Raw genomic sequence first — 19,963 nt, 5'->3', positions numbered from 1 at the left:
TCCGAAAGAAATCGGCAGATTGCATAAAGCAAATTGAACAAAGTATGCTGATGGGGCTGTCCCGCCAGCATACTCAATCAGGCAGAAAGCGATCCGTTTCTGCCTGAGCTTGAAGTCAGTAGTTGCTTACTTAAGCAGACCTACTTCTTTGTAGTATTTCACTGCACCTGGGTGAAGAGGGATAGAAAGACCAGCTTTCACCATGTCTTCTTTCTTCAGGTTTGCAAATGCAGGATGTAGACGTTTGAATGTGTCGAAGTTTTCAAACACCGCTTTTGCCACGTTGTAAGCGACATCATCAGAAACGTCTGATGTTGTTACCATTGTTGCCGCAACACCAAAGCTGTTTACGTCTTTGTCTGTACCACGGTACATACCAGCAGGTACTGTGCTAAACGCGTAGTAAGGGTTTTCAGCAACGATCTTGTCGATCTCTGGGCCTGTCGCAGGGATCAGTTTCGCGTCACAAGAGGTTGTTGCTTCTTTGATTGAACCATTCGGGTGACCAACCATGTAGATGAACGCGTCGATCTTGTTGTCACATAGAGCTTGTGAACGCTCTGAGCCTTTAAGCTCTGATGCTAGCTTGAAGCTGTCGTTAGTCCAGCCCATTGCATCCATCACTACACCCATTGTTGCGCGGTCGCCAGAACCTGGGTTACCGATGTTTACACGTTTACCTTTCAGGTCTTTAACGTTTTCGATACCAGAATCTGCACGTGCAATGATGTTAAAAGGTTCTGTGTGAAGAGAGAACATTGCGCGTAGTTTTTTGTACGGACCTTGTTCAGCAAACTTGCTCGTACCGTTGTAGCCGTGGTACTGCCAATCCGATTGCACGATACCAAAGTCTAGCTCGCCAGCACGGATTGTGTTGACGTTGTAAATTGAGCCGCCAGTCGATTCTACTGAACAACGAATGTTGTGATCTTTACGACCTTTGTTTACCAATTTACAAATAGCACCACCAGTAGGGTAGTAAACACCTGTAACAGAGCCAGTACCGATAGTAATAAACTCTTGAGCGTTAACTGCGCCTGCGCCCATAACTGCTGCAGCGATAGCGCCTACTTTAAGAAGTTTGTTAAATGCCATGAATTTCCCTTCCTTATATTCATTATTAACCCGGAAATAACCATAAATTACTTCAGGAGTTTCCTATTTGGAAACGGCATCTTTTCCAATCCAATCGTTTGAAAAAGCGAGCGAATCATAACAAAAAATTGGCAGAAAATTATCCGATTGTTAAAAGTTATAGCGAATAAGTCTAAATGTTGCGACTGAGAGTGGAGATAAATTTGTAAGTTAATTCTTTCTAGAACAAATACTTATGATGAGTTTGAGAAGAGGTGTTAAAAAAACCAATAGCGTGATGTTGATCACAAAATTACTGGGTGAAAAATAAGCTGTAAAATCAAAAAATTTACATTTTTAATGGGCTACAAAATTCAATTAATTTCATAGCCCACAAACAGTTACTTAGCCTGTGTATTCGAAAAGTTCACACACAGATTTGAACAGTTGTTCTGTAGATACTGGCATTGTTGGGGTAATGAAGATAGTGTCATCGCCCGCAACGACACCAAGAATACCCTCAGATTTGCCAAGAGAGTCAAGCAAGCGTGCGATCAGTTGAGCAGCACCTGGACCTGTATGAATGACAACCAAAGCGGCGTTATGATCAATATCTAATACCAACTCGCGTAGAGAGCTGCTCACTGTTGGTACACCTAGCTCAGCAGGCAGACAGTAAACCATCTCCATTTTTGCGTTGCGTGTACGGACAGCACCAAACTTGGTTAGCATGCGAGAGACTTTAGATTGGTTGATGCTTTCAAAACCTTGTTGTTTTAGTGCATCAACGATTTCGCCCTGTGAGCCAAAACTCTCTTCTTTTAATAAGGCTTTAAAAGCGCGAACTAAGTTATCTTGTTTTTCTGAATTGCGCATAGTCGTTATGATTCTCTTATCAAGGGTCAGCAATTTTGCATATTCTCGCATAGATATTCATGCAGTGCCAAAAAGTCACGACATTATGTTAATTCCATCACTGTAAACCCTAAACAGGATAGGATTCTTTAAGTATGAAATCGTTGACCTATTTATTGTGTTGAATTTCTTGTCATTTCAACAGAATAAAAGAATAATCAGACCTTTGTTTGTAGCACGGTAACAGTGAGTTGCGCGAGGTCGCAAAGCTGGCGTTAATTGATTGTAATCAAGTTGTGATTCCGATAGCTTTATTTCAGCTGGTTACAAAATACCCTACGAATACGTTTATAAGAGAAATACTCTCAAGGAGAACTACATGAAAGTAGCCGTTATTGGTGCCGCTGGCGGCATCGGTCAAGCACTGGCCCTTCTACTTAAGAACCGTCTTCCTGCAGGTTCTGATTTAGCCCTATACGATATTGCTCCAGTAACTCCTGGTGTGGCTGCTGATCTTAGCCATATCCCAACTCCAGTTTCTATCAAAGGTTACGCTGGTGAAGATCCAACGCCTGCACTTGAAGGTGCGGACGTGGTGCTAATCTCAGCTGGTGTGGCTCGTAAGCCAGGTATGGATCGCGCGGATCTGTTTAACGTAAATGCTGGCATCGTTAAATCGCTAGCAGAGAAGATTGCCGTTGTATGTCCAACAGCATGTGTAGGTATCATCACTAACCCAGTGAACACAACGGTGCCAATTGCTGCTGAAGTGTTGAAAAAAGCAGGCGTTTACGATAAGCGCAAGCTGTTTGGTGTAACGACGCTAGATGTTATCCGTTCAGAAACATTCGTTGCTGAGCTAAAAGACAAAGATCCAGGTGATATCCGCGTGCCTGTTATCGGTGGTCACTCTGGCGTAACGATTCTTCCTCTACTTTCTCAAGTTGAAGGTGTTGAGTTCACGGCTGAAGAAGTAGAAGCTCTGACGAAGCGTATCCAAAACGCAGGTACAGAAGTTGTAGAAGCAAAAGCGGGTGGCGGTAGTGCAACTCTGTCTATGGGTCAGGCGGCATGTCGCTTTGGTCTAGCGCTAGTTCGTGCTCTTCAAGGTGAAGAAGGCGTGATCGAGTGTGCATATGTTGAAGGCGATAGCGAGCATGCTCCTTACTTCGCGCAACCTGTGAAGCTAGGTAAAGATGGCGTAGAAGAAGTTCTAAGCTACGGCGCATTAAGCGACTACGAGAAGTCGGCACTTGATGGCATGCTAGAAACGCTAAATGGTGATATCAACATTGGTGTTGAATTCGCAAAATAAGCGTCTCTACATGCAAAGCATGTAAACAAGACAAATAGCAAAGAAAGCCGATCTTAGGATCGGCTTTTTTGATCCTTTCTTTTGGCTTGCCGTATCAGAGTCAGAACCAAACAACTTTGTGAAGGAGAAGATGATGGAAGCGAGTCGAATCCGTAAAGGTATGGTTGTAGAGTGTCAGCAAGGTGTTGGAACCATCTTGGTCGTCGATCAAGAAGCTGAAACCGTTCTATTGGCGAAGCAGGGGTCAGAAGAGCAGCTTGCGGTAAGCTTTGATGAAATAGAAGACAACCCACAGTTGCATGGTAACTGCGATCAATATTACTAAGGTCTGTTACCAGTAAAAGATAACAAAAAGGAAGAGCATGGCTCTTCCTTTTTACTTTTGGGTCTTTCTTTTTTGTTAGCTAGTGCGCTTCACAGACATATGAGCGAGTGTAATTAGTGCTTGCTTATAGTCGGATTCAGGCAGCACCGCCAACTCAGCAATGGCTTTATCGGCTTCTTCTAACGCTTTTTGTGTTGTGTACTCAAGAGAACCAGCTTGCTGCATAACCGTTAAGATATCTTCTAGTCGATCCATACCGTTAGCTTTCTCGATAGCTTCACGAATCATCGCTGCGTTATCTGGCGTGGTATTGCGCATCGCATGCAATAGAGGAAGCGTTGGTTTGCCTTCAGCCAAATCGTCACCAACATTCTTACCCATATCCTCACCGTCTGACGTATAGTCCATCACGTCATCGATCAGTTGGAATGCGGTGCCAAGGTATTTGCCGTAGTTTTGCAATGCCACTTCTACTTCTTCTGGTGCGTCATTTAAGATGGCACCAATCTGCGTTGCTGATTCAAACAGACGCGCAGTTTTTGAGTAGATGACCTGCATGTAGCTTTCTTCAGTCGTGTCAGGATCATTACAGTTCATTAACTGCTGAACCTCACCTTCTGCGATCACATTAACTGCATCACTCATCAGTTTAAGGATCTTCATTGATCCTAGCTCAGTCATCATTTGAAATGAGCGAGTATAAATAAAGTCCCCAACTAACACGCTCGCGGCATTACCAAACGCAGCATTCGCTGTCGCTTTACCACGGCGCATGTCAGATTCATCAACTACATCATCGTGCAACAGAGTCGCAGTATGGATGAACTCGATAAACGCCGCAGCCATGGTATGACCGTTACCTTGGTAACCAAGAGCACGAGCTGACAATATCGCCAGAAGTGGTCTCAGGCGTTTGCCTCCACCACTCACGATATAGAAACCGAGTTGGTTGATTAAAGAGACATCAGAATTTAGTTGGGCTTGAATTGTTTCATTCACTTTTGCCATGTCATCGGCAGTAAGCGCTTGGATAGTTTTAAAATCCATCGTATATCCGGCTGAAGTTAGACCCTGCAAGGCTTATTCGATTTATATAATTGTCGAATAATACACTAAAAAACGTTGATTAATACATTACTAAAGGGCATGATTGCCGCACTTTTCTTTGGCGATTAGCTTTTCGCCAATTTTTTCAAAATATGGCTTGTCATAGGGGCATCTCTTCTGTAGAATCTGCGCCCTATTGATGATTAGTTTAGCGCACACCCTCATGAAAAGGCTGTGCGGAAAAAGCGGAGTAAAATATGTACGCTGTTTTCCAATCTGGTGGTAAACAACACCGTGTAAGCGAAGGTCAAACTCTTCGTTTAGAGAAATTAGACGTTGAAACTGGTGCAACTGTAGAATTTGATAAAGTTCTTCTTGTTGCTAACGGCGAAGACATCAAAGTTGGTGCTCCTCTTGTAGAGGGCGGCAAAGTTGTTGCTGAAGTTGTACAACACGGTCGTGGCGATAAAGTTAAAATCGTTAAGTTCCGTCGTCGTAAGCACTCTCGTAAGCAACAGGGTCACCGTCAGTGGTTCACTGAAGTGAAGATCACTGGTATCAACGCTTAATCTATTAGGAGAGTTTAACAATGGCACACAAAAAAGCTGGTGGTTCTACTCGTAACGGCCGCGATTCAGAAAGCAAACGTCTAGGTGTTAAGCGTTTCGGTGGTGAATCTGTTCTTGCAGGTAACATTATCGTTCGTCAACGTGGTACTAAGTTCCACGCTGGTAACAACGTAGGTATCGGTAAAGACCACACTCTATTCGCTCTTACTGAAGGTAAGGTGAAGTTCGAGGTTAAAGGTCCTAAGAACCGTAAGTTTGTAAGCATCGAAGCTGAGTAATTTTACCTTTTAGGTTAATTACTAAAGCTTTATAGCTGAATTCAAAAGCCCTGCCGATTCGGCGGGGTTTTTTATTTGTAGCAGTCGGCATATTCAAGTTTCTCGTTTTAGCCCATCGCGGTTGGAATCTGGGAGCTTAGATCTGTCATCTGCTAAAATTGTTTGATGGCAAATCAGATTTAATCCACGCACGAAGTAGTCGGAGTAAAAGATGAAGTTCGTAGATGAAGCGGTAGTAAAAGTTCAGGCTGGTGACGGCGGTAGCGGCGTTGTAAGTTTCTGGCGTGAAAAATTCATCACTAAAGGTGGTCCTGATGGTGGCGACGGTGGTGATGGTGGTGATGTATACATCCAAGCCGATGAAAACCTAAATACCCTGATCGATTACCGTTTCCAACGCTTTTACGAAGCAGAACGCGGTGAAAACGGTCGCGGCGGTAACTGTACTGGTAAACGTGGTAAAGACATCACACTTCGCGTGCCAGTAGGTACTCGCGCAGTTGATATCCACACTAACGAAATCGTTGCCGAAGTAGCAGAACACGGTAAGAAAGTGATGGTCGCTAAAGGCGGCTGGCACGGTCTTGGTAACACGCGTTTCAAATCTTCAGTAAACCGCGCACCTCGTCAGAGAACGCTGGGTACTAAAGGTGAAATCCGTGAGATCCGTTTAGAACTATTGCTATTGGCTGATGTTGGTATGCTTGGTCTGCCTAATGCAGGTAAATCAACCTTTATCCGCGCAGTATCAGCAGCAAAACCAAAAGTAGCTGATTACCCATTTACTACGTTAATCCCAAGCTTGGGTGTAGTGAGTGTCGTACCTGAGAAAAGCTTTGTTGTTGCAGACATTCCAGGTCTAATTGAAGGCGCAGCTGACGGTGCTGGTCTAGGTATTCGCTTCCTTAAGCACCTAGAACGTTGTCGTGTGTTGCTGCACATGATCGATATCATGCCAATCGATCAGTCAGATCCAATCCAAAATGCCCTAACTATCATTGATGAGTTAGAGCAGTACAGTGAAAAACTAGCAGGCAAACCTCGTTGGTTAGTTTTCAACAAAACGGATCTGATGCCTGAAGAAGAAGCGAATGAAAAGATCCAAGAGATCTTGGATGCGCTAGGTTGGGAAGACGAGTACTTTAAGATCTCGGCGATCAACCGTAACGGCACAAAAGAGCTTTGCTACAAGTTAGCTGACTTTATGGAAAACCTACCTCGCGAAGAGGAAGAAGTTGCTGAAGAAGATAAAGTTAACTTCATGTGGGATGACTACCATAAAGACGCGATCGCTGGTAAAGACGTTGTTACTGAAGGCGACGACGATTGGGATGACTGGGACGATGAAGAAGACGACGGTCACGTTGTTTACGTCCGCGACTAATCGCTAGCTAATTCACTAAGCCGCAATGTGTATTGCGGCTTTTTTTGTATCTAAATCATGTTTAGTAGATGTGATTTACGGCACAATAATAAATTATACCCAAGTGACTTCAAGGCGAAGGAGTCAGAGCGAGTCGATGACACGCTTACAAAGGGCGAGTTGTCTTGGCTTGTGCACTTTGTTGTCGATTTTTAATTTAGGTTCACTAAATCCTCAAATCGCTGTGCGTCTACAACCCAAGACATTCTTGCTGAACCAAACGTCTTGAGGTTACTTGGGTATAAATGGACTTAGGAAGTATTTATGACACTGGAAGCTATACCGTCTTGTACTACGACGGCATCCAATCAAAGAGCCATCTCTCGGCTTGTTGCCCAAGCAGGGCAAATGTTATTAGCCCATGGGGCAGAAAGTACGCTGGTTAGTGACATTATGCAGCGCATTGGCATTGCATGCGGTGTGAGTGACGTTGCGGTGGCATTATCAGCCAATGCTTTAGTGGTGACGACCGTAAAGGACGATCACTGTATCACCACCACAAGAAGCTGTGCGGATCGTGGCATTAATATGCGCGTGATAACTCAGATCCAACGCATTTGTATCATGATGGAGCGTGGCTTACTTGATGTGAAAATGGCGCAGAAGAAGCTCAATAGTATCAGTCCTGAGCGCTATAACCGTTGGTTAGTTGTATTTATGATAGGGCTTTCCTGTGCGGCATTCAGTCATTTGGCTGGAGGTGATTTAGGGGTGTTTGTCATGACTTTTCTTGCTTCTGCTGGCGGTATGATCGTGCGACAAGAAATTGGTCATCGACACTTTAATCCCCTTCTCAATTTTGCTGTTACTGCCTTTGTTACGACGTTGATTTCAGCTCAAGCGGTTATCTTCGAAATTGGTAACTTGCCGACTGTTGCCATGGCGTCTTCCGTATTAATGCTGGTTCCAGGCTTTCCATTGATTAACTCGGTTGCCGATATGTTGAAAGGTCATATCAACATGGGCATTGCACGTTTCACTATGGCGAGTTTGCTCACTCTAGCTACTTGTCTTGGTATTGTTGCTGCTATGGAAGTTACCGGTATTTGGGGATGGATGAGCTAATGAGTGTATTTGAGCTTATTTTAGGGCTTTTAAACGACATGTTCTTTGCCGCTATTCCTGCGGTTGGTTTTGCTATGGTCTTTAACGTGCCACAAAAGGCACTTAAGTACTGTGCGGCAGGTGGTGCGATCGGTCATGGTAGCCGTTATCTAATGATGCACTTTGGCTTGCCAATTGAGTGGGCGACCTTTTTCGCGGCGACTTTAGTGGGCTTGATAGGTGTTCACTGGTCCCATCGCTTTCTGGCTCATCCAAAAGTATTCACTGTGGCTGCTTTAATCCCTATGGTTCCAGGGGTATTCGCTTATAAAGCCATGATAGCCATGGTTGAGATAAACCACTTAGGTTATTCGCCTGAACTCATTGCGACGTGCATGGAAAACTTTCTTAAGGCGATGTTTATTATTGCAGGCTTAGCGGTTGGCTTGGCGGTTCCGGGGCTGTTATTCTATCGCCGCAGACCCATAGTATAAGGACCCAATATGATCATCAGCATGATTGCCGCGATGGCAGACAATCGAATCATCGGTAAAGACAACCAGATGCCTTGGCATCTTCCTGCAGATTTTGCATGGTTTAAGCGCTGCACTATGGGCAAGCCTGTTGTGATGGGACGTAAGACCTATGAATCGATCGGGCGTCCTCTACCTGGTCGTTTGAACATTGTCATCAGTCGTGATGAGTCACTTTGTATTGAAGGTGTAACAACTGTCACATCGATTGAGCAAGCGTTAGACGTTGCGGGTGAGGTGGAAGAGGTGATGATCATTGGTGGTGGTGCGATTTACGCAGCTTGTCTGCCAATGGCAACCAAGTTGTATGTGACTCATATCGAAGCTGAAATTGAGGGCGATACTCAGTTCCCTGATTGGGGTATTGAGTTTAAAGAAACGTACTCTGAGGCATACCAAGCAGATGGGAAAAACGCTTACAACATGCGTTTTACTGTCCTTGAAAAGTAATCGGATAGAATGAGAAAAGCACCGCAAACGCGGTGCTTTTTGTTTTTTAGTCCGGCAATCAGAGCCGTTAACTGAGAGCTTCTTGAATGAAGACTTGTTTGTCTTCCCAACGAATCATAGTTAGTGAGCCCCCCCAAACGCAGCCCGTATCAAGTCCAATAATGCTTTCATCGATATGACCTTGCAGTGCCGCCCAATGCCCAAAAAGTACCGCTTTTTCTAGAGGGATTCTTTGCGGTAACTTAAACCACGGCACCAGTTCATCCTCTGATACTTCTTGCGGTGGCAATTTACAATCCATATCCAGTCGCCCATCAGGAAAGCAGAAACGCATACGGGTAAAGGCATTGATGGTATAGCGATAGCGATCAAGTCCCGATAGGGATTCATCCCAAAGATCAGGTTGGTTGCTGTACATGTTTTCTAGCAGCCACGGTAATTGTTCACTTCGAATGATCGCTTCCACTTCACGGGCACAGGCTCTGGCGGTTTCAAGATCCCATAGCGGAGAGATACCGGCATGGCACATTACAAACTCATCGTGTTCTGCAAGTAGTGGTTGTTGAGCGAGCCAAGTCAGTAATTTGTCTTTGTCTGGGGCAGAGAATATGGGTGCGGTTTTGTCTTTATCTTTGACCTTTTTGAGTCCTTGCGAGACCGCCATAAGGTGCAGGTCATGATTACCGAGCACGACTTTAGCACTGTCACCAAGAGAACGAACAAAGCGCAGTGTTTCTAATGATTTAGGACCTCGAGCGACAAGGTCGCCAGCTAACCAAAGTTGGTCATGTTCTACAGAAAAATTAACTTGCTCTAATAGCTGTTGAAGCTCGTCAAAACAGCCTTGGATGTCTCCAACAATGTAGTTAGCCACAGAGTCTCCTGATTAATTTAAGACGTTAGGAACAGCCAAGCGGAATGGATCAATCTCAGTGATGAATTCCTGTCCTTTTTCATCCAGTAACATGTAGTGTCCCTGCATGACACCAACTGGTGTTTCTAACGCAGTGCCACTGCTATAAGTATACTCGTCATTACCTGCGATAAAGGGTTGTTGACCAACGACACCTTCTCCCTCTACCGTCATTTGTTTACCGTTGGAGTCGGTAATCAACCAGCGACGACTGACTAATTGTACCGTTTGTTGGCTGAGGTTTTTTATTGTGATGACGTAAGCGAACACATAGCGTTGTAGCTCTGGATTGGACTGTTCTTCGATGTATTTGGTATGAACTTGAATCTTAATGCAAGGTTGAATGACGTCCATGTGCACTCCTCAGAAACGTAATATCCCAATAATAATAAGCCAAACCGGCAAGGGTTTGGCTTATCGTTTGAGTTCTTAGTGCTGCGGGTTATCCGCGAGCCAGTTCGCCATGGCGACGAATTGTTGTAGTGTCAAGTTTTCTGGACGCATGCCTGGGTTGATACCAAGCTCTTCCAACACCTCTGTACTGAGCAGAGATTTATAACAGTTACGTACTGTTTTACGGCGTTGGTTAAAGCCTTCACGACATACTCGCTCCAGCAAACGTAGATCTTTAGCTGGGCATGGAAGTTCTTCGTAAGGTACTAGACGAACAACAGCTGAGTCTACTTTCGGTGGCGGAACAAAAGCGGTTGGTGGCACTTCTAGCACTGGTACTACTTTACAGTAGTACTGCGCCATGACCGTTAGACGACCATAAGCCTTGCTACCCGGACCTGCTGCCAAGCGGTTTACTACTTCTTTTTGAAGCATAAAGTGCATATCTTGAATGTCTTTATGGAATTCAAATAGGTGGAACATCAATGGTGTAGAGATGTTGTATGGCAAGTTACCAAAGATACGCAGCTTGTTGTTTGGCTTCACCAGTTGAGTGAAGTCGAAACGCATCGCGTCGCCTTCATGGATAGTAAGCTTATCTGCCAATTCAGGATGGTTGCGTAGACGTTCTGCTAGGTCACGGTCCAATTCGATCACCGTGAACTTGTCGACTTCGCGACCAACAGGTTCGGTGATTGCACCTAGACCCGGGCCGATCTCAACCAGGTTTTGACCTGGTCTTGGGTTAATTGCTGATACGATACCGTCAATAATGTACGGATCGTTCAGGAAGTTTTGACCAAAACGTTTACGCGCTTTGTGTCCTAAATGGACATCATTTCTCATTGTTTCTTCTCTACCAATTCTATCGCATGCGTGAGCGCTGTTCGGAAGCTCCCTGTATCCGCTTGACCTGTCCCTGCCAGTTCTAATGCAGTACCGTGATCCACCGAGGTTCTAATAAAAGGTAGACCAAGAGTAATGTTTACTGAACGACCAAAGCCTTTGTACTTTAATACTGGCAACACTTGGTCGTGGTACATGCCTAAAACAGCATCAGCATCGTTTAAATACTTTTCATTGAAAATGGTATCTGCCGGTAATGGACCGATCAGATTGATTCCTTTTTCTTGTCGAATCTTTTCCAATGTCGGAGTGATGGTCTCGATCTCTTCGCGACCCAAACAGCCATCTTCTCCCGCATGTGGATTTAACCCGCAAACATAGATGTTTGGCTGCGAGATGGCAAATTTTTCTACAAGATCTTTATGAAGAATATCGATGATTTTTTCTAATCGCTCTTCCGTGACGGCTTTTGATACGTAAGCCAAAGGAATGTGCGTAGTGACAAGTGCTACTCTCAGTCCTTCAGTTGCCAGCATCATCACGACCAACGGTGTGTTGGACTTCTCGGCGAAGAATTCAGTATGACCACTGAAAGCAACGCCTGAGCGATTGATCACCCCCTTATGTACAGGGCCGGTGACAATAGCATCAAATTCATCATTCATACAGCCCAAAGCGGCTCTTTCTAGTGTTTTTAATACGTAGTGACCGTTAGCTTCATTGAGTTGACCAGCGATGACATTCTCTGCCATTTCGATATGGTCAACGATCAAGGTACCCGCTTTTTGGGCTTTGGGTGCTTCTTCTGGATTGTAATCAGTCAGTTGAACATCAATGCCGAGTAGTGCGGCACGTTCCAACAGCATGTTTTTGTCTGCGCAGACGACGATTTGGTGTGCCCAGTCTTCCTTAGACAAGGCGAGCACCAAATCGGGACCGATACCCGCAGGTTCCCCTGCGGTTACGACGATTCTGCGAATCGAATTAGTTGCCATCATTATCATCCACGATTTCAACGAATGCGCTTGCGCGTAGCTCTTGCATCCATGCGCCAGCTTCTTCATTAAACTTACGGTTAAATAGAATTCGGTATGCTTTGTTCTTCATCGCTGAATCCGTGCGGTCTACCTGGCGACGGTCTAGAACTTCAACAATGTGCCAACCGTGTACCGTTTTAAATGGTTCACTGATTGAGCCGATCGGTAGTGTTTCTACTTGGTGTTTAAATTCTGGCACGTATAGGTCAGGAGTTTGGTAACCTAGCTCACCATTTTGCGCTGCTGAACCAGGGTCTTGGCTGTATTGTGTCGCCAACTGAGCAAAGGTCGCTTCGCCTGCCTTGATACGACGAATAAAGTCATTTAGCTCTTTCTTCGCACCATCATCACTTAGGATTACCGTCGGTTTGATTAGGATATGGCGAGCATTTACTTCTGTTACTGCCACGGTTTCAAGACCTTTTACATCTTCAATTTTTAGGATGTGGAAGCCTACGCCGCTGCGGAATGGACCAATGATGCTACCTTTGTTTTGCATTTTGATCTGGTCTGCAAAGATGGTCGGCATTTCTTCTTTACGCATCCAACCCCAATCACCACCCTGTAGGGCTTTTGGACCTTTTGAATAGGTGTATGCCATTTCCGAGAAGTCAGCACCGTCTTTTAGTTTCTTAACCAAGGCTTTTGCTTCGGCTTCTACTTCTGACTTGTCTTTATCATCAGAGAAGCGAAGTTGAATATGACCAATTTTGTACTGAACGGTTGCATTGGTTTCTTTTGCCAGTTGGTCGGCAAGGCTATCTACTTCAGCAGGAAGAATATTGATACGACGACGCACTAGCGCATTGCGAGCTTCAGAAGCCGCAATTTCTTTACGGATCTGTTCACGAAACTCTGGGTAGCTTAGACCTTCAGCTTGAACAGATGCTGCAAGTTGCTCTACGGTCTGCTTGTTATTACGAGCAATTTCCGCAATTGCTTGGTTTAGACGGTTGTCATCGATACGGACGCCAATACGATCAGCTTCCTGTCCTTGTAGTGTGTCGATGATCAGTTTTTCTACCACTTGGTCTTTCAGCACACTTGCTGAAGGTAGGCTCTTGCCATTTTGACGAGCATTTGCCTGAAGTGTCTTCATCGCAGTATCGATGTCACTTTGAAGAATTACGCCGTCGTTAACGATAACCGCAACCTTATCAAGCTCTATTGGCGCAGCGGTTACACCACAAGAAAGTAGCGCGGTGAATAAGAGTGATTTCCAAATTTTCATTAAAAATTCCGTCAGTAATATAGATTAAGCGTCTTGCTATTGTTTAAGACGCCTAATTTGATTAATTGTTCAAATAGAATGGACGACCGTATTTGATTGCGTTGTCTGAGCCATCAAGCTCTTTCGCCGCAGTATCAGCTCGTTGGTTGGTTGCAAAACCTTGAATACCAAAGTTCACGCTGATGTTGTTTTCGTATTTTGGTGATGCGCCAGCACTGCCGATGGCTTTTTCATCCCAGCCAAGCAGTTGGTTGGAATATGTCAAACCAAAGTACCAACAGTCAGATTGGTAGCGCACGCTCGCCAACCATTCCATATCAATGTTTTCATTCAGGTCATAGTAGTACTGACCACTTGCAGACCAGCTTGGGTTGAACTCGTAAGCCGCTACAATACCCGCTTGTGAAATCCCCTTACGAGTGATCGTATCTAGGTTTTCGAGAATGATCGTATCTTCGATGTATTCTCGAGTGACGTAACGGTAGTTACCTTGAACAAAACCACCATTGAATTGGTATTCCAGCGTGCTGTTAGCAAGCTGCATTGCGCTCAAATCAATGTCGTATTGAATACCGCCGTGGTAGAACAGGTAATCGTTGTAGTTGAAGTCTGTTTCAATAGCCCAAGATGAGTAGTTTGAGGTCTCATCTGGCACGCTAGGACTGTTACTGATCTTGGTTTTCTTATCGAAGTAGTAGATCTGACCAAACGAGATATTGAGGCGCTCTTTATAGTCATCATCAAAGAATCGAGTACTTGCACCGTAACTCAACTGGTTTGCTGATGCGATCTTATCAATGCCACTGTATTTACGGCTGCGGAATAGACCATAGTAGTCAGTTTGCAGCAAGGTGGTATCGTAGTTGTAGATGTTCGTCTGATCTTCTTCAGGGACATACAAGTACTGCAACTGAGGCTCTAGCGTTTGTGTGTAGCCTTCAATCCAGCTAGTGTCACGCTCTAGATACATACGCGCATGCGTACGGAACTCTGGGATGACGCGTGATACGTTTTCATCAAGCTGGTTGCGTAAATTAGTATCTGTTAGCCCTGTTAAGTCTTGAGAGTAGTATGTCGATAGGACACGAGCTTCTGTAGTCCATGTCGCCCATGAGTTCGAAAGCGGGATAGTAAGACCTGGCTCTACGTGAACACGAGTTGCATCGGGCTTAGCTGTATCATCAGTATCAAAGCGGCTGATTTGGCTCTTCACGTCAAAGTTAACGTAATTGCCCATGAGTGGTGTGTAGTAGTTCAAATCCAACTGAGGCAGCAGACGGTATGGTTGGTTCTCGTCTTGAAGTAGGATTTGGAAATCACGAACTCGCAGTGATGCATCCCAGAAATTCGAACGGTATTGTACTTCACCTTCTTGAAGCAACTGACCATCTTCTCGGTTACCAATATCAGAGCTGAGATCTCGGAAGTAATCAATATCGCTGACTTTGGAGTAGTCTAAGTTGACTAACCATTGCTTGTTGATGATGCCTTCATGTTTGAACTGGTAACCCCAACGCGACTCGTCGTTGTACTTCTTGTCGCTGTTCATGTACTCGCCTTTGATTTCACCTTGTCCCCAACCATCGGTTAGGTAACGAAAATCAGCGTCGAGCTTGTTACCACGCTTCTGCATGTATAACGGGGTAATCGTCATGTCGTACTCAGGCGCGATGTTCCAATAGAATGGAATCTCAACTTCCATACCATCGTTGGAGCCATACGACAGAGAAGGGAATAGGAAGCCTGTCTTACGCGTATCACCAATTGGCATTGTTAAGTACGGTACGTAAAAAACGGGAACGTCCAATACTTCAAAACGAGGGTGGTGCAGTGTAGCGGTTTCTTCATCTTGGTCGACATCAATACCTGATGCGACTAATCGCCAAGAGTTATCGCCTTGAGGGCATGATGTGATAGAGCCGTCTTCCAGCTCATAAACGGATTGACCCGTACGTGCGATATACGCTGCGGTACCTCGACCTTGCTGGCAAAGGAATTGGTAGTCGGTATTTTCTAGCGAGAAGGTATCTCGGTTGATGTCGTTGGTGACACGATCAGAGCGCGCCTTCACCTTACCGTCATTGAAGGTTACGTTACCTTCCGCTACCACTACATTGTCTTGCTGATGAAGTGTCACGCTATCCGCAGTAATCTTCTTTGGTCCTTGCGTCACTTCTACGTTGCCGGAGTATTGGGCTTTGTCGCCATTGATCGCCTGAAGACTATCAGCTTGTACTACGACTGGGGAATTTAGCGCGTCCTCCTCACCACTTGTCTCGACCAAACATTGATCTGTGATGGGCATTTCCTGCACACTATCATTGATATTCGCTTCAGCTTGAGTGGTGGGTACAAACAAGGCGGTGCTGATAGAGGCCGCTAAAAATGTGCGGGAGAAATGTTGCATTGAATTGAACTTTCCTGTGTCACTACTACTCGATGGCTATAGGGCTTGTTGTACCCTAGCTTTATAGCCAAATGAATCAACTATAGTTTGCAATTATCCCAGAGCATGGACTCGCTGTGGCATAATGCCGATATAAAATAGCTGCAAAGATAAGCAGGCGAAATAGCCTGACCGTAAAAAAACTAATTCCATTATCATAAAGGAAATCGTTGCGTCCGGCACTATAAGACCGCCGTCGTCGATAAAAATTCATTGATAGAGAACACATAATGCATATTTTTGGCAAAATATTGGGTGCCTTTTTTGGCTTGTTACTCGGAGGTCCATTCGGTTTATTGTTTGGTCTATTTATCGGTCACCAATTCGATAAAGCACGTCGTTTGAGTCAAGCGGGGTTTTCTACTGGCGGTTTTGGTAAAGGTCCAAGCCAAGCTCAACGTCAGGAAGAATTTTTTAAAGCAGCATTCGCAGTAATGGGACATGTGGCTAAAGCCAAAGGGCAGGTAACGAAAGAAGAGATTCAACTTGCTTCAACGATGATGGACCGCATGAGCCTTCATGGTGAGCAACGCCGTGCTGCCCAAGATGCATTCAGAGAAGGTAAAGAGAGCGACTTTCCACTGGAAGAAGTATTGGTCCGAGTGAAGATTTCTTCAGCCGGTCGCTTTGATTTGCTGCAATTCTTTTTAGAGTTACAAATTTCTGCCGCATTTGCCGATGGTTCTATTCATCCGAGTGAGCGCAGTGTTCTACATAAAATTGCTCGTGGTCTTGGTTTCTCTTCCGAACAGCTAGAGCGACGTCTCAATATGCAAGAAGCGGCTTTCCGTTTCCAAAGCCAAGGTGGCTTCCATGGTCAGCAACAAGGTCAGTATCAATCTTCAGGTGCTGGGTGGCAGCAAGCGTCACAAGCAGACCAGTTGGCAGATGCCTATAAAATTCTGGATGTGTCTTCAGATGCAGACGGTAAAACCGTTAAGCGCGCTTACCGTAAATTGATGAACGAGCATCACCCAGATAAATTGATGGCAAAAGGTCTACCACCAGAGATGATGAACGTTGCGAAAGAAAAGTCGCAGGAAATTCAAAACGCGTACGATCTGATCAAAAAGGTGAAGGGCTTTAAATAAGCGCGTATTCTCATCAAATCTCAATAAAAAGGGCACCTAGTGCCCTTTTTTAGTTTCTGTCTGGTCTTTGGTTTGGTGATGGTTTCGAGCTTTCGGGTTAGCATGATCCAAAAGCGCATAGACCTACCAGTCCCCATTAATTGGCTTGATTTAGATTCCAATCGTATTCGTATTTTACTTTTCCAGAAAAGCCTTGGTATTGCGGTGCATATTGAGCAATGTGATTAAATACTTGTTCCTCACCGCCAAAATCTTCAGCAAACCAGTCATAAATGGAAGAAAGCTGCGCTGAATTACCTTTAATTGATACACCTTTACTACTGTTAATAAATGTTTTGGCTGCAGAGTCGAGTAGCGCCTGCGTGTTTTCAGCGGTGAAAGCTTGAGTTTGTAAATTTGGACATCCCAAGCTTGCACAATTCACTGCATAGTGTGTTCTCGGATCTTGCCAAATTGGACGCAAAATACGATGTTCAATGTCGTTTAAAGTCAAATCTTTACCATTCACCACCACAACTTCGTCTCCCCAAGGTCCAAAGCTAAATAGCCCGCCTAGTTTCGTAATGGAGTTAACAGGGTAGTTATCCAAAATTAGGTCAACGGTGATGGCGTTATAAAGGTTAACCCAATACGCGTATTGCTCTGCTTGATTGTATTGTAGGGGATCGAGTTTGGCTAAGCGTTGGATGTACTGTTTTAACTTCGCTTTATCCGTTGCTGAAACTTGGTTATAGCGAAATAACGTGTTTTCATCCTGCTCAACCAAATAGCGGTCTAATAGTTGTTGCCATTCTTGGTGAGAAATTTGTGTTTTGTTGGCTTGATTCGATTGCTTCCAATACGGCCACAAATCGGATTTCGGCGCAGAAAAAGCGGAGAAAGAGACGAGGGCACACAATATCAATAATAGACGCTTCATAATTGAACCTTTGGGTTAAACCTTGTTGATAGTGTAGACCTGTAGAAGAAGTAGTTTCTTTCTGAGGTAATGAAAATAAAAGAAAAAAGGCTGGCATAAGCCAACCTTGTATTTGTTTCAATCTCGATTTGAATTAGCTTAAGAAGCTTGGAATTTTCGCTTCGTATTCAGCAATCTTATCTTCGTGTTGAAGGGTCAGACCGATATTGTCTAAACCGTTCAGTAAGCAATGACGACGGAAGGTGTCGATTTCAAAACCATATTCTTTGCCGTTAGCACGAACGACATTAGCTTCTAAGTCCACTTCCACTTCAGCGCCTTCGTTAGCCTCAACAAATTGGAATATTTCATCCACTTCTTGTTCTGTAAGGCGAACAGGTACCATCTGGTTGTTGATGGAGTTGCCGTAAAAAATATCGGCAAAGCTAGGTGCAATCATCGCTTTGATGCCGTAATCGGCTAATGCCCAAGGGGCGTGCTCACGAGAAGAACCACAACCGAAGTTTTCTCGTGCTAGCAAGATAGAAGCGCCTTGGTAGCGCGGAGCGTTCATCACGAACTCTGGATTTGGCTGTTCGCCAGCATCATCTAAGAAACGCCAGTCATGGAACAAGTGTTTACCAAAACCTAGACGAGATACCTTTTGTAGGAACTGCTTAGGAATAATGGCATCGGTATCTACGTTCGCTGCATCTAGAGGAACAACTAAGCCTGTGTGTTGTTTAAAACCTGACATCTGTTCTCTCCTAGTCCTGGTTCTCAAAAGAAGTCAATTCGCGAATATCAACAAAGTGACCAGCGATTGCCGCTGCCGCTGCCATAGCAGGGCTAACCAAGTGGGTGCGACCATCACGACCTTGGCGACCTTCAAAGTTACGGTTTGATGTTGACGCACAACGCTCATGGGGACCCAAGCGGTCGTTGTTCATGGCCAGACACATTGAGCAACCCGGTAGACGCCATTCAAATCCTGCCTCTTTAAAGATAACGTCCAAGCCTTCCGCTTCAGCTTGGGCTTTTACTTGTTCTGAGCCCGGAACGATAAGAGCTTGAACATGCTCTGCGACTTTACGACCTTTCGCTACTTCTGCTGCTGCACGCATGTCTTCGATTCGTGAGTTAGTACAAGAACCAACAAAGACTTTATCGACGTTGTAATCTGATAACGACTTACCAGCTTCAAGTCCCATGTAAGCCAACGCTTTTTCAGCAGAGGCTTTTTCTACTGGATCTGCAAAGCTCTCTGGTGTTGGGATTGGCTGGTCTACAGCGATTACTTGACCTGGGTTTGTGCCCCAAGTGACTTGTGGCTTGATGTCTGCACCGTTCAGCGTTACTACGGCATCAAACTGAGCATCATCATCCGTTTTTAAGGTTTTCCAGTATTCCACTGCCGCATCAAATTCAGCACCCTGTGGCGAGAACTTACGACCTTTAATGTAATCGAATGTGGTTTCATCTGGTGCAATCAAGCCTGCTTTTGCGCCTAGCTCAATCGCCATGTTACATACCGTCATACGACCTTCCATGGAAAGATCAGTGATGGCTTCTCCACAGAACTCGACGACATAACCTGTACCGCCAGCAGCGGTGGTCTCACCAATAATGGCAAGTACGATGTCTTTAGCAGTGATGCCCGGGGCTACTTTGCCTTTCACTTCGATTTTCATCGTTTTTGCACGTGCTTGTTTTAACGTTTGAGTTGCTAGTACGTGCTCCACTTCTGAAGTACCGATACCAAATGCAAGTGAACCAAATGCACCGTGAGTTGCGGTATGTGAGTCACCACAAACAATGGTCATACCCGGTAGCGTAATGCCAAGTTCTGGTCCCATTACATGCACAATGCCTTGGTATTTGTGGTTAATGTCGTAAAGCGTAACGCCAAATTCTTCACAGTTTTTCGATAGCGTTTCCATCTGGATACGAGCCATCTCGCCGGAAGCATTGATGTCTTTTGTCGTCGTGGAAACGTTGTGGTCCATAGTCGCAAAAGTTTTGCTGACCTGACGCACTTTACGACCTTTTTCACGCAAGCCGTCAAATGCCTGCGGAGACGTCACTTCGTGTACCAAATGACGGTCGATGTACAAGATTGGGTTTTCCCCTTCTGCTGCGACGGCAACGTGTGCGTCGTAGACTTTTTCGTATAGTGTTTTGCCCATTGGTTTGCT

At 45.0% G+C, this 19,963-nt stretch carries 21 protein-coding genes; 9 read left to right on the top strand and 12 right to left on the bottom strand.

What is annotated here, in order from left to right:
• Positions 1–126: 126 nt before the first annotated feature.
• Positions 127–1,095, bottom strand: a complete 969-nt coding sequence (locus OH459_RS10155) for a TAXI family TRAP transporter solute-binding subunit (protein ID WP_009698854.1) — start codon at positions 1,093–1,095, stop codon at positions 127–129.
• 384 nt (positions 1,096–1,479) lie between these two features.
• Entirely contained in the window at positions 1,480–1,950 is a 471-nt protein-coding gene (gene argR / locus OH459_RS10150; protein WP_005430583.1) for a transcriptional regulator ArgR, read from the bottom strand.
• Between the two features lie 358 nt (positions 1,951–2,308).
• Here argR and mdh point away from each other — a divergent pair, with 358 nt between their 5' ends.
• Both mdh and OH459_RS10140 read left to right on the top strand, forming a co-directional pair.
• Positions 2,309–3,244 (top strand): malate dehydrogenase, encoded by a 936-nt coding sequence (gene mdh, locus OH459_RS10145; RefSeq protein WP_005450494.1) that lies wholly within the window; start codon positions 2,309–2,311, stop codon positions 3,242–3,244.
• 133 nt (positions 3,245–3,377) lie between these two features.
• On the top strand, positions 3,378–3,569 hold the full coding sequence (locus tag OH459_RS10140) for a hypothetical protein (protein WP_005430528.1): 192 nt from the start codon (positions 3,378–3,380) through the stop codon (positions 3,567–3,569).
• 75 nt (positions 3,570–3,644) lie between these two features.
• On the opposite strand, the gene ispB is transcribed toward OH459_RS10140, so the two are convergent.
• Entirely contained in the window at positions 3,645–4,616 is a 972-nt protein-coding gene (ispB, locus tag OH459_RS10135; RefSeq protein ID WP_005450493.1) for an octaprenyl diphosphate synthase, read from the bottom strand.
• 257 nt (positions 4,617–4,873) lie between these two features.
• Between ispB and rplU the strand changes: the two genes are divergently transcribed.
• The 6 genes from rplU (at position 4,874) to folA (ending at position 8,913) form a co-directional block, all read left to right on the top strand.
• On the top strand, positions 4,874–5,185 hold the full coding sequence (gene rplU / locus OH459_RS10130) for a 50S ribosomal protein L21 (RefSeq protein WP_000271393.1): 312 nt from the start codon (positions 4,874–4,876) through the stop codon (positions 5,183–5,185).
• 20 nt (positions 5,186–5,205) lie between these two features.
• Positions 5,206–5,463 (top strand): 50S ribosomal protein L27, encoded by a 258-nt coding sequence (gene rpmA / locus OH459_RS10125; RefSeq protein ID WP_005383095.1) that lies wholly within the window; start codon positions 5,206–5,208, stop codon positions 5,461–5,463.
• Positions 5,464–5,674: 211 nt separating this feature from the next.
• On the top strand, positions 5,675–6,847 hold the full coding sequence (gene cgtA / locus OH459_RS10120; RefSeq protein ID WP_269986542.1) for an Obg family GTPase CgtA: 1,173 nt from the start codon (positions 5,675–5,677) through the stop codon (positions 6,845–6,847).
• Between the two features lie 303 nt (positions 6,848–7,150).
• A complete protein-coding gene (locus tag OH459_RS10115) occupies positions 7,151–7,951 on the top strand; it encodes a threonine/serine exporter family protein (protein ID WP_017817252.1) in 801 nt (266 codons plus the stop codon).
• Positions 7,951–8,424, top strand: a complete 474-nt coding sequence (locus OH459_RS10110) for a threonine/serine exporter family protein (RefSeq protein ID WP_009698851.1) — start codon at positions 7,951–7,953, stop codon at positions 8,422–8,424. The genes OH459_RS10115 and OH459_RS10110 overlap by 1 nt, the downstream gene beginning before the upstream one ends.
• Before the next feature lie 9 nt (positions 8,425–8,433).
• Entirely contained in the window at positions 8,434–8,913 is a 480-nt protein-coding gene (gene folA / locus OH459_RS10105) for a type 3 dihydrofolate reductase (protein WP_269986541.1), read from the top strand.
• A gap of 67 nt (positions 8,914–8,980) precedes the next feature.
• On the opposite strand, the gene apaH is transcribed toward folA, so the two are convergent.
• The 6 genes from apaH to lptD form a co-directional block, all read right to left on the bottom strand.
• Positions 8,981–9,787 carry a bis(5'-nucleosyl)-tetraphosphatase (symmetrical) ApaH gene (gene apaH, locus OH459_RS10100; RefSeq protein WP_049534604.1) on the bottom strand — a complete coding sequence of 269 codons (807 nt, stop codon included), beginning with the start codon at positions 9,785–9,787 and terminating at the stop codon, positions 8,981–8,983.
• Positions 9,788–9,799: 12 nt separating this feature from the next.
• Complete coding sequence (apaG, locus tag OH459_RS10095; RefSeq protein WP_005450471.1) at positions 9,800–10,180, bottom strand: Co2+/Mg2+ efflux protein ApaG; 381 nt, start codon at positions 10,178–10,180, stop codon at positions 9,800–9,802.
• 75 nt (positions 10,181–10,255) lie between these two features.
• Positions 10,256–11,065 (bottom strand): 16S rRNA (adenine(1518)-N(6)/adenine(1519)-N(6))-dimethyltransferase RsmA, encoded by an 810-nt coding sequence (gene rsmA / locus OH459_RS10090; protein WP_005450470.1) that lies wholly within the window; start codon positions 11,063–11,065, stop codon positions 10,256–10,258.
• Positions 11,062–12,060, bottom strand: a complete 999-nt coding sequence (pdxA, locus tag OH459_RS10085; protein ID WP_005450469.1) for a 4-hydroxythreonine-4-phosphate dehydrogenase PdxA — start codon at positions 12,058–12,060, stop codon at positions 11,062–11,064. The genes rsmA and pdxA overlap by 4 nt, the downstream gene beginning before the upstream one ends.
• Positions 12,050–13,333: a peptidylprolyl isomerase SurA gene (surA, locus tag OH459_RS10080; RefSeq protein WP_269986540.1), complete on the bottom strand. Its 1,284-nt coding sequence runs from the start codon at positions 13,331–13,333 to the stop codon at positions 12,050–12,052. Before surA ends, pdxA begins: the two co-directional genes overlap by 11 nt.
• Before the next feature lie 61 nt (positions 13,334–13,394).
• Entirely contained in the window at positions 13,395–15,740 is a 2,346-nt protein-coding gene (lptD, locus tag OH459_RS10075; protein ID WP_005450467.1) for an LPS assembly protein LptD, read from the bottom strand.
• 269 nt (positions 15,741–16,009) lie between these two features.
• On the opposite strand from lptD, the gene djlA reads away from it, so the two are divergent.
• Positions 16,010–16,870, top strand: coding sequence for a co-chaperone DjlA (djlA, locus tag OH459_RS10070; protein ID WP_009698850.1), 861 nt, complete (start codon positions 16,010–16,012; stop codon positions 16,868–16,870).
• A 136-nt stretch (positions 16,871–17,006) separates the two neighbouring features.
• Here the strand turns inward: djlA and OH459_RS10065 are convergent, their stop codons facing one another.
• The 3 genes from OH459_RS10065 to leuC all read right to left on the bottom strand — a co-directional run bounded on the left by OH459_RS10065 (position 17,007) and on the right by leuC (position 19,954).
• Positions 17,007–17,789 carry a DUF547 domain-containing protein gene (locus tag OH459_RS10065; RefSeq protein ID WP_061065568.1) on the bottom strand — a complete coding sequence of 261 codons (783 nt, stop codon included), beginning with the start codon at positions 17,787–17,789 and terminating at the stop codon, positions 17,007–17,009.
• A 133-nt stretch (positions 17,790–17,922) separates the two neighbouring features.
• A complete protein-coding gene (gene leuD / locus OH459_RS10060; protein WP_005450464.1) occupies positions 17,923–18,525 on the bottom strand; it encodes a 3-isopropylmalate dehydratase small subunit in 603 nt (200 codons plus the stop codon).
• 10 nt (positions 18,526–18,535) lie between these two features.
• Positions 18,536–19,954, bottom strand: coding sequence for a 3-isopropylmalate dehydratase large subunit (gene leuC, locus OH459_RS10055; RefSeq protein ID WP_005450463.1), 1,419 nt, complete (start codon positions 19,952–19,954; stop codon positions 18,536–18,538).
• Positions 19,955–19,963: the final 9 nt, after the last annotated feature.

This window comes from Vibrio sp. MM46 (assembly GCF_027587135.1).
Lineage (GTDB): Bacteria > Pseudomonadota > Gammaproteobacteria > Enterobacterales > Vibrionaceae > Vibrio > Vibrio harveyi.
Note: the sequence above shows the minus strand (reverse complement) of the source record. Positions and strands in the feature narration are given on the sequence as shown.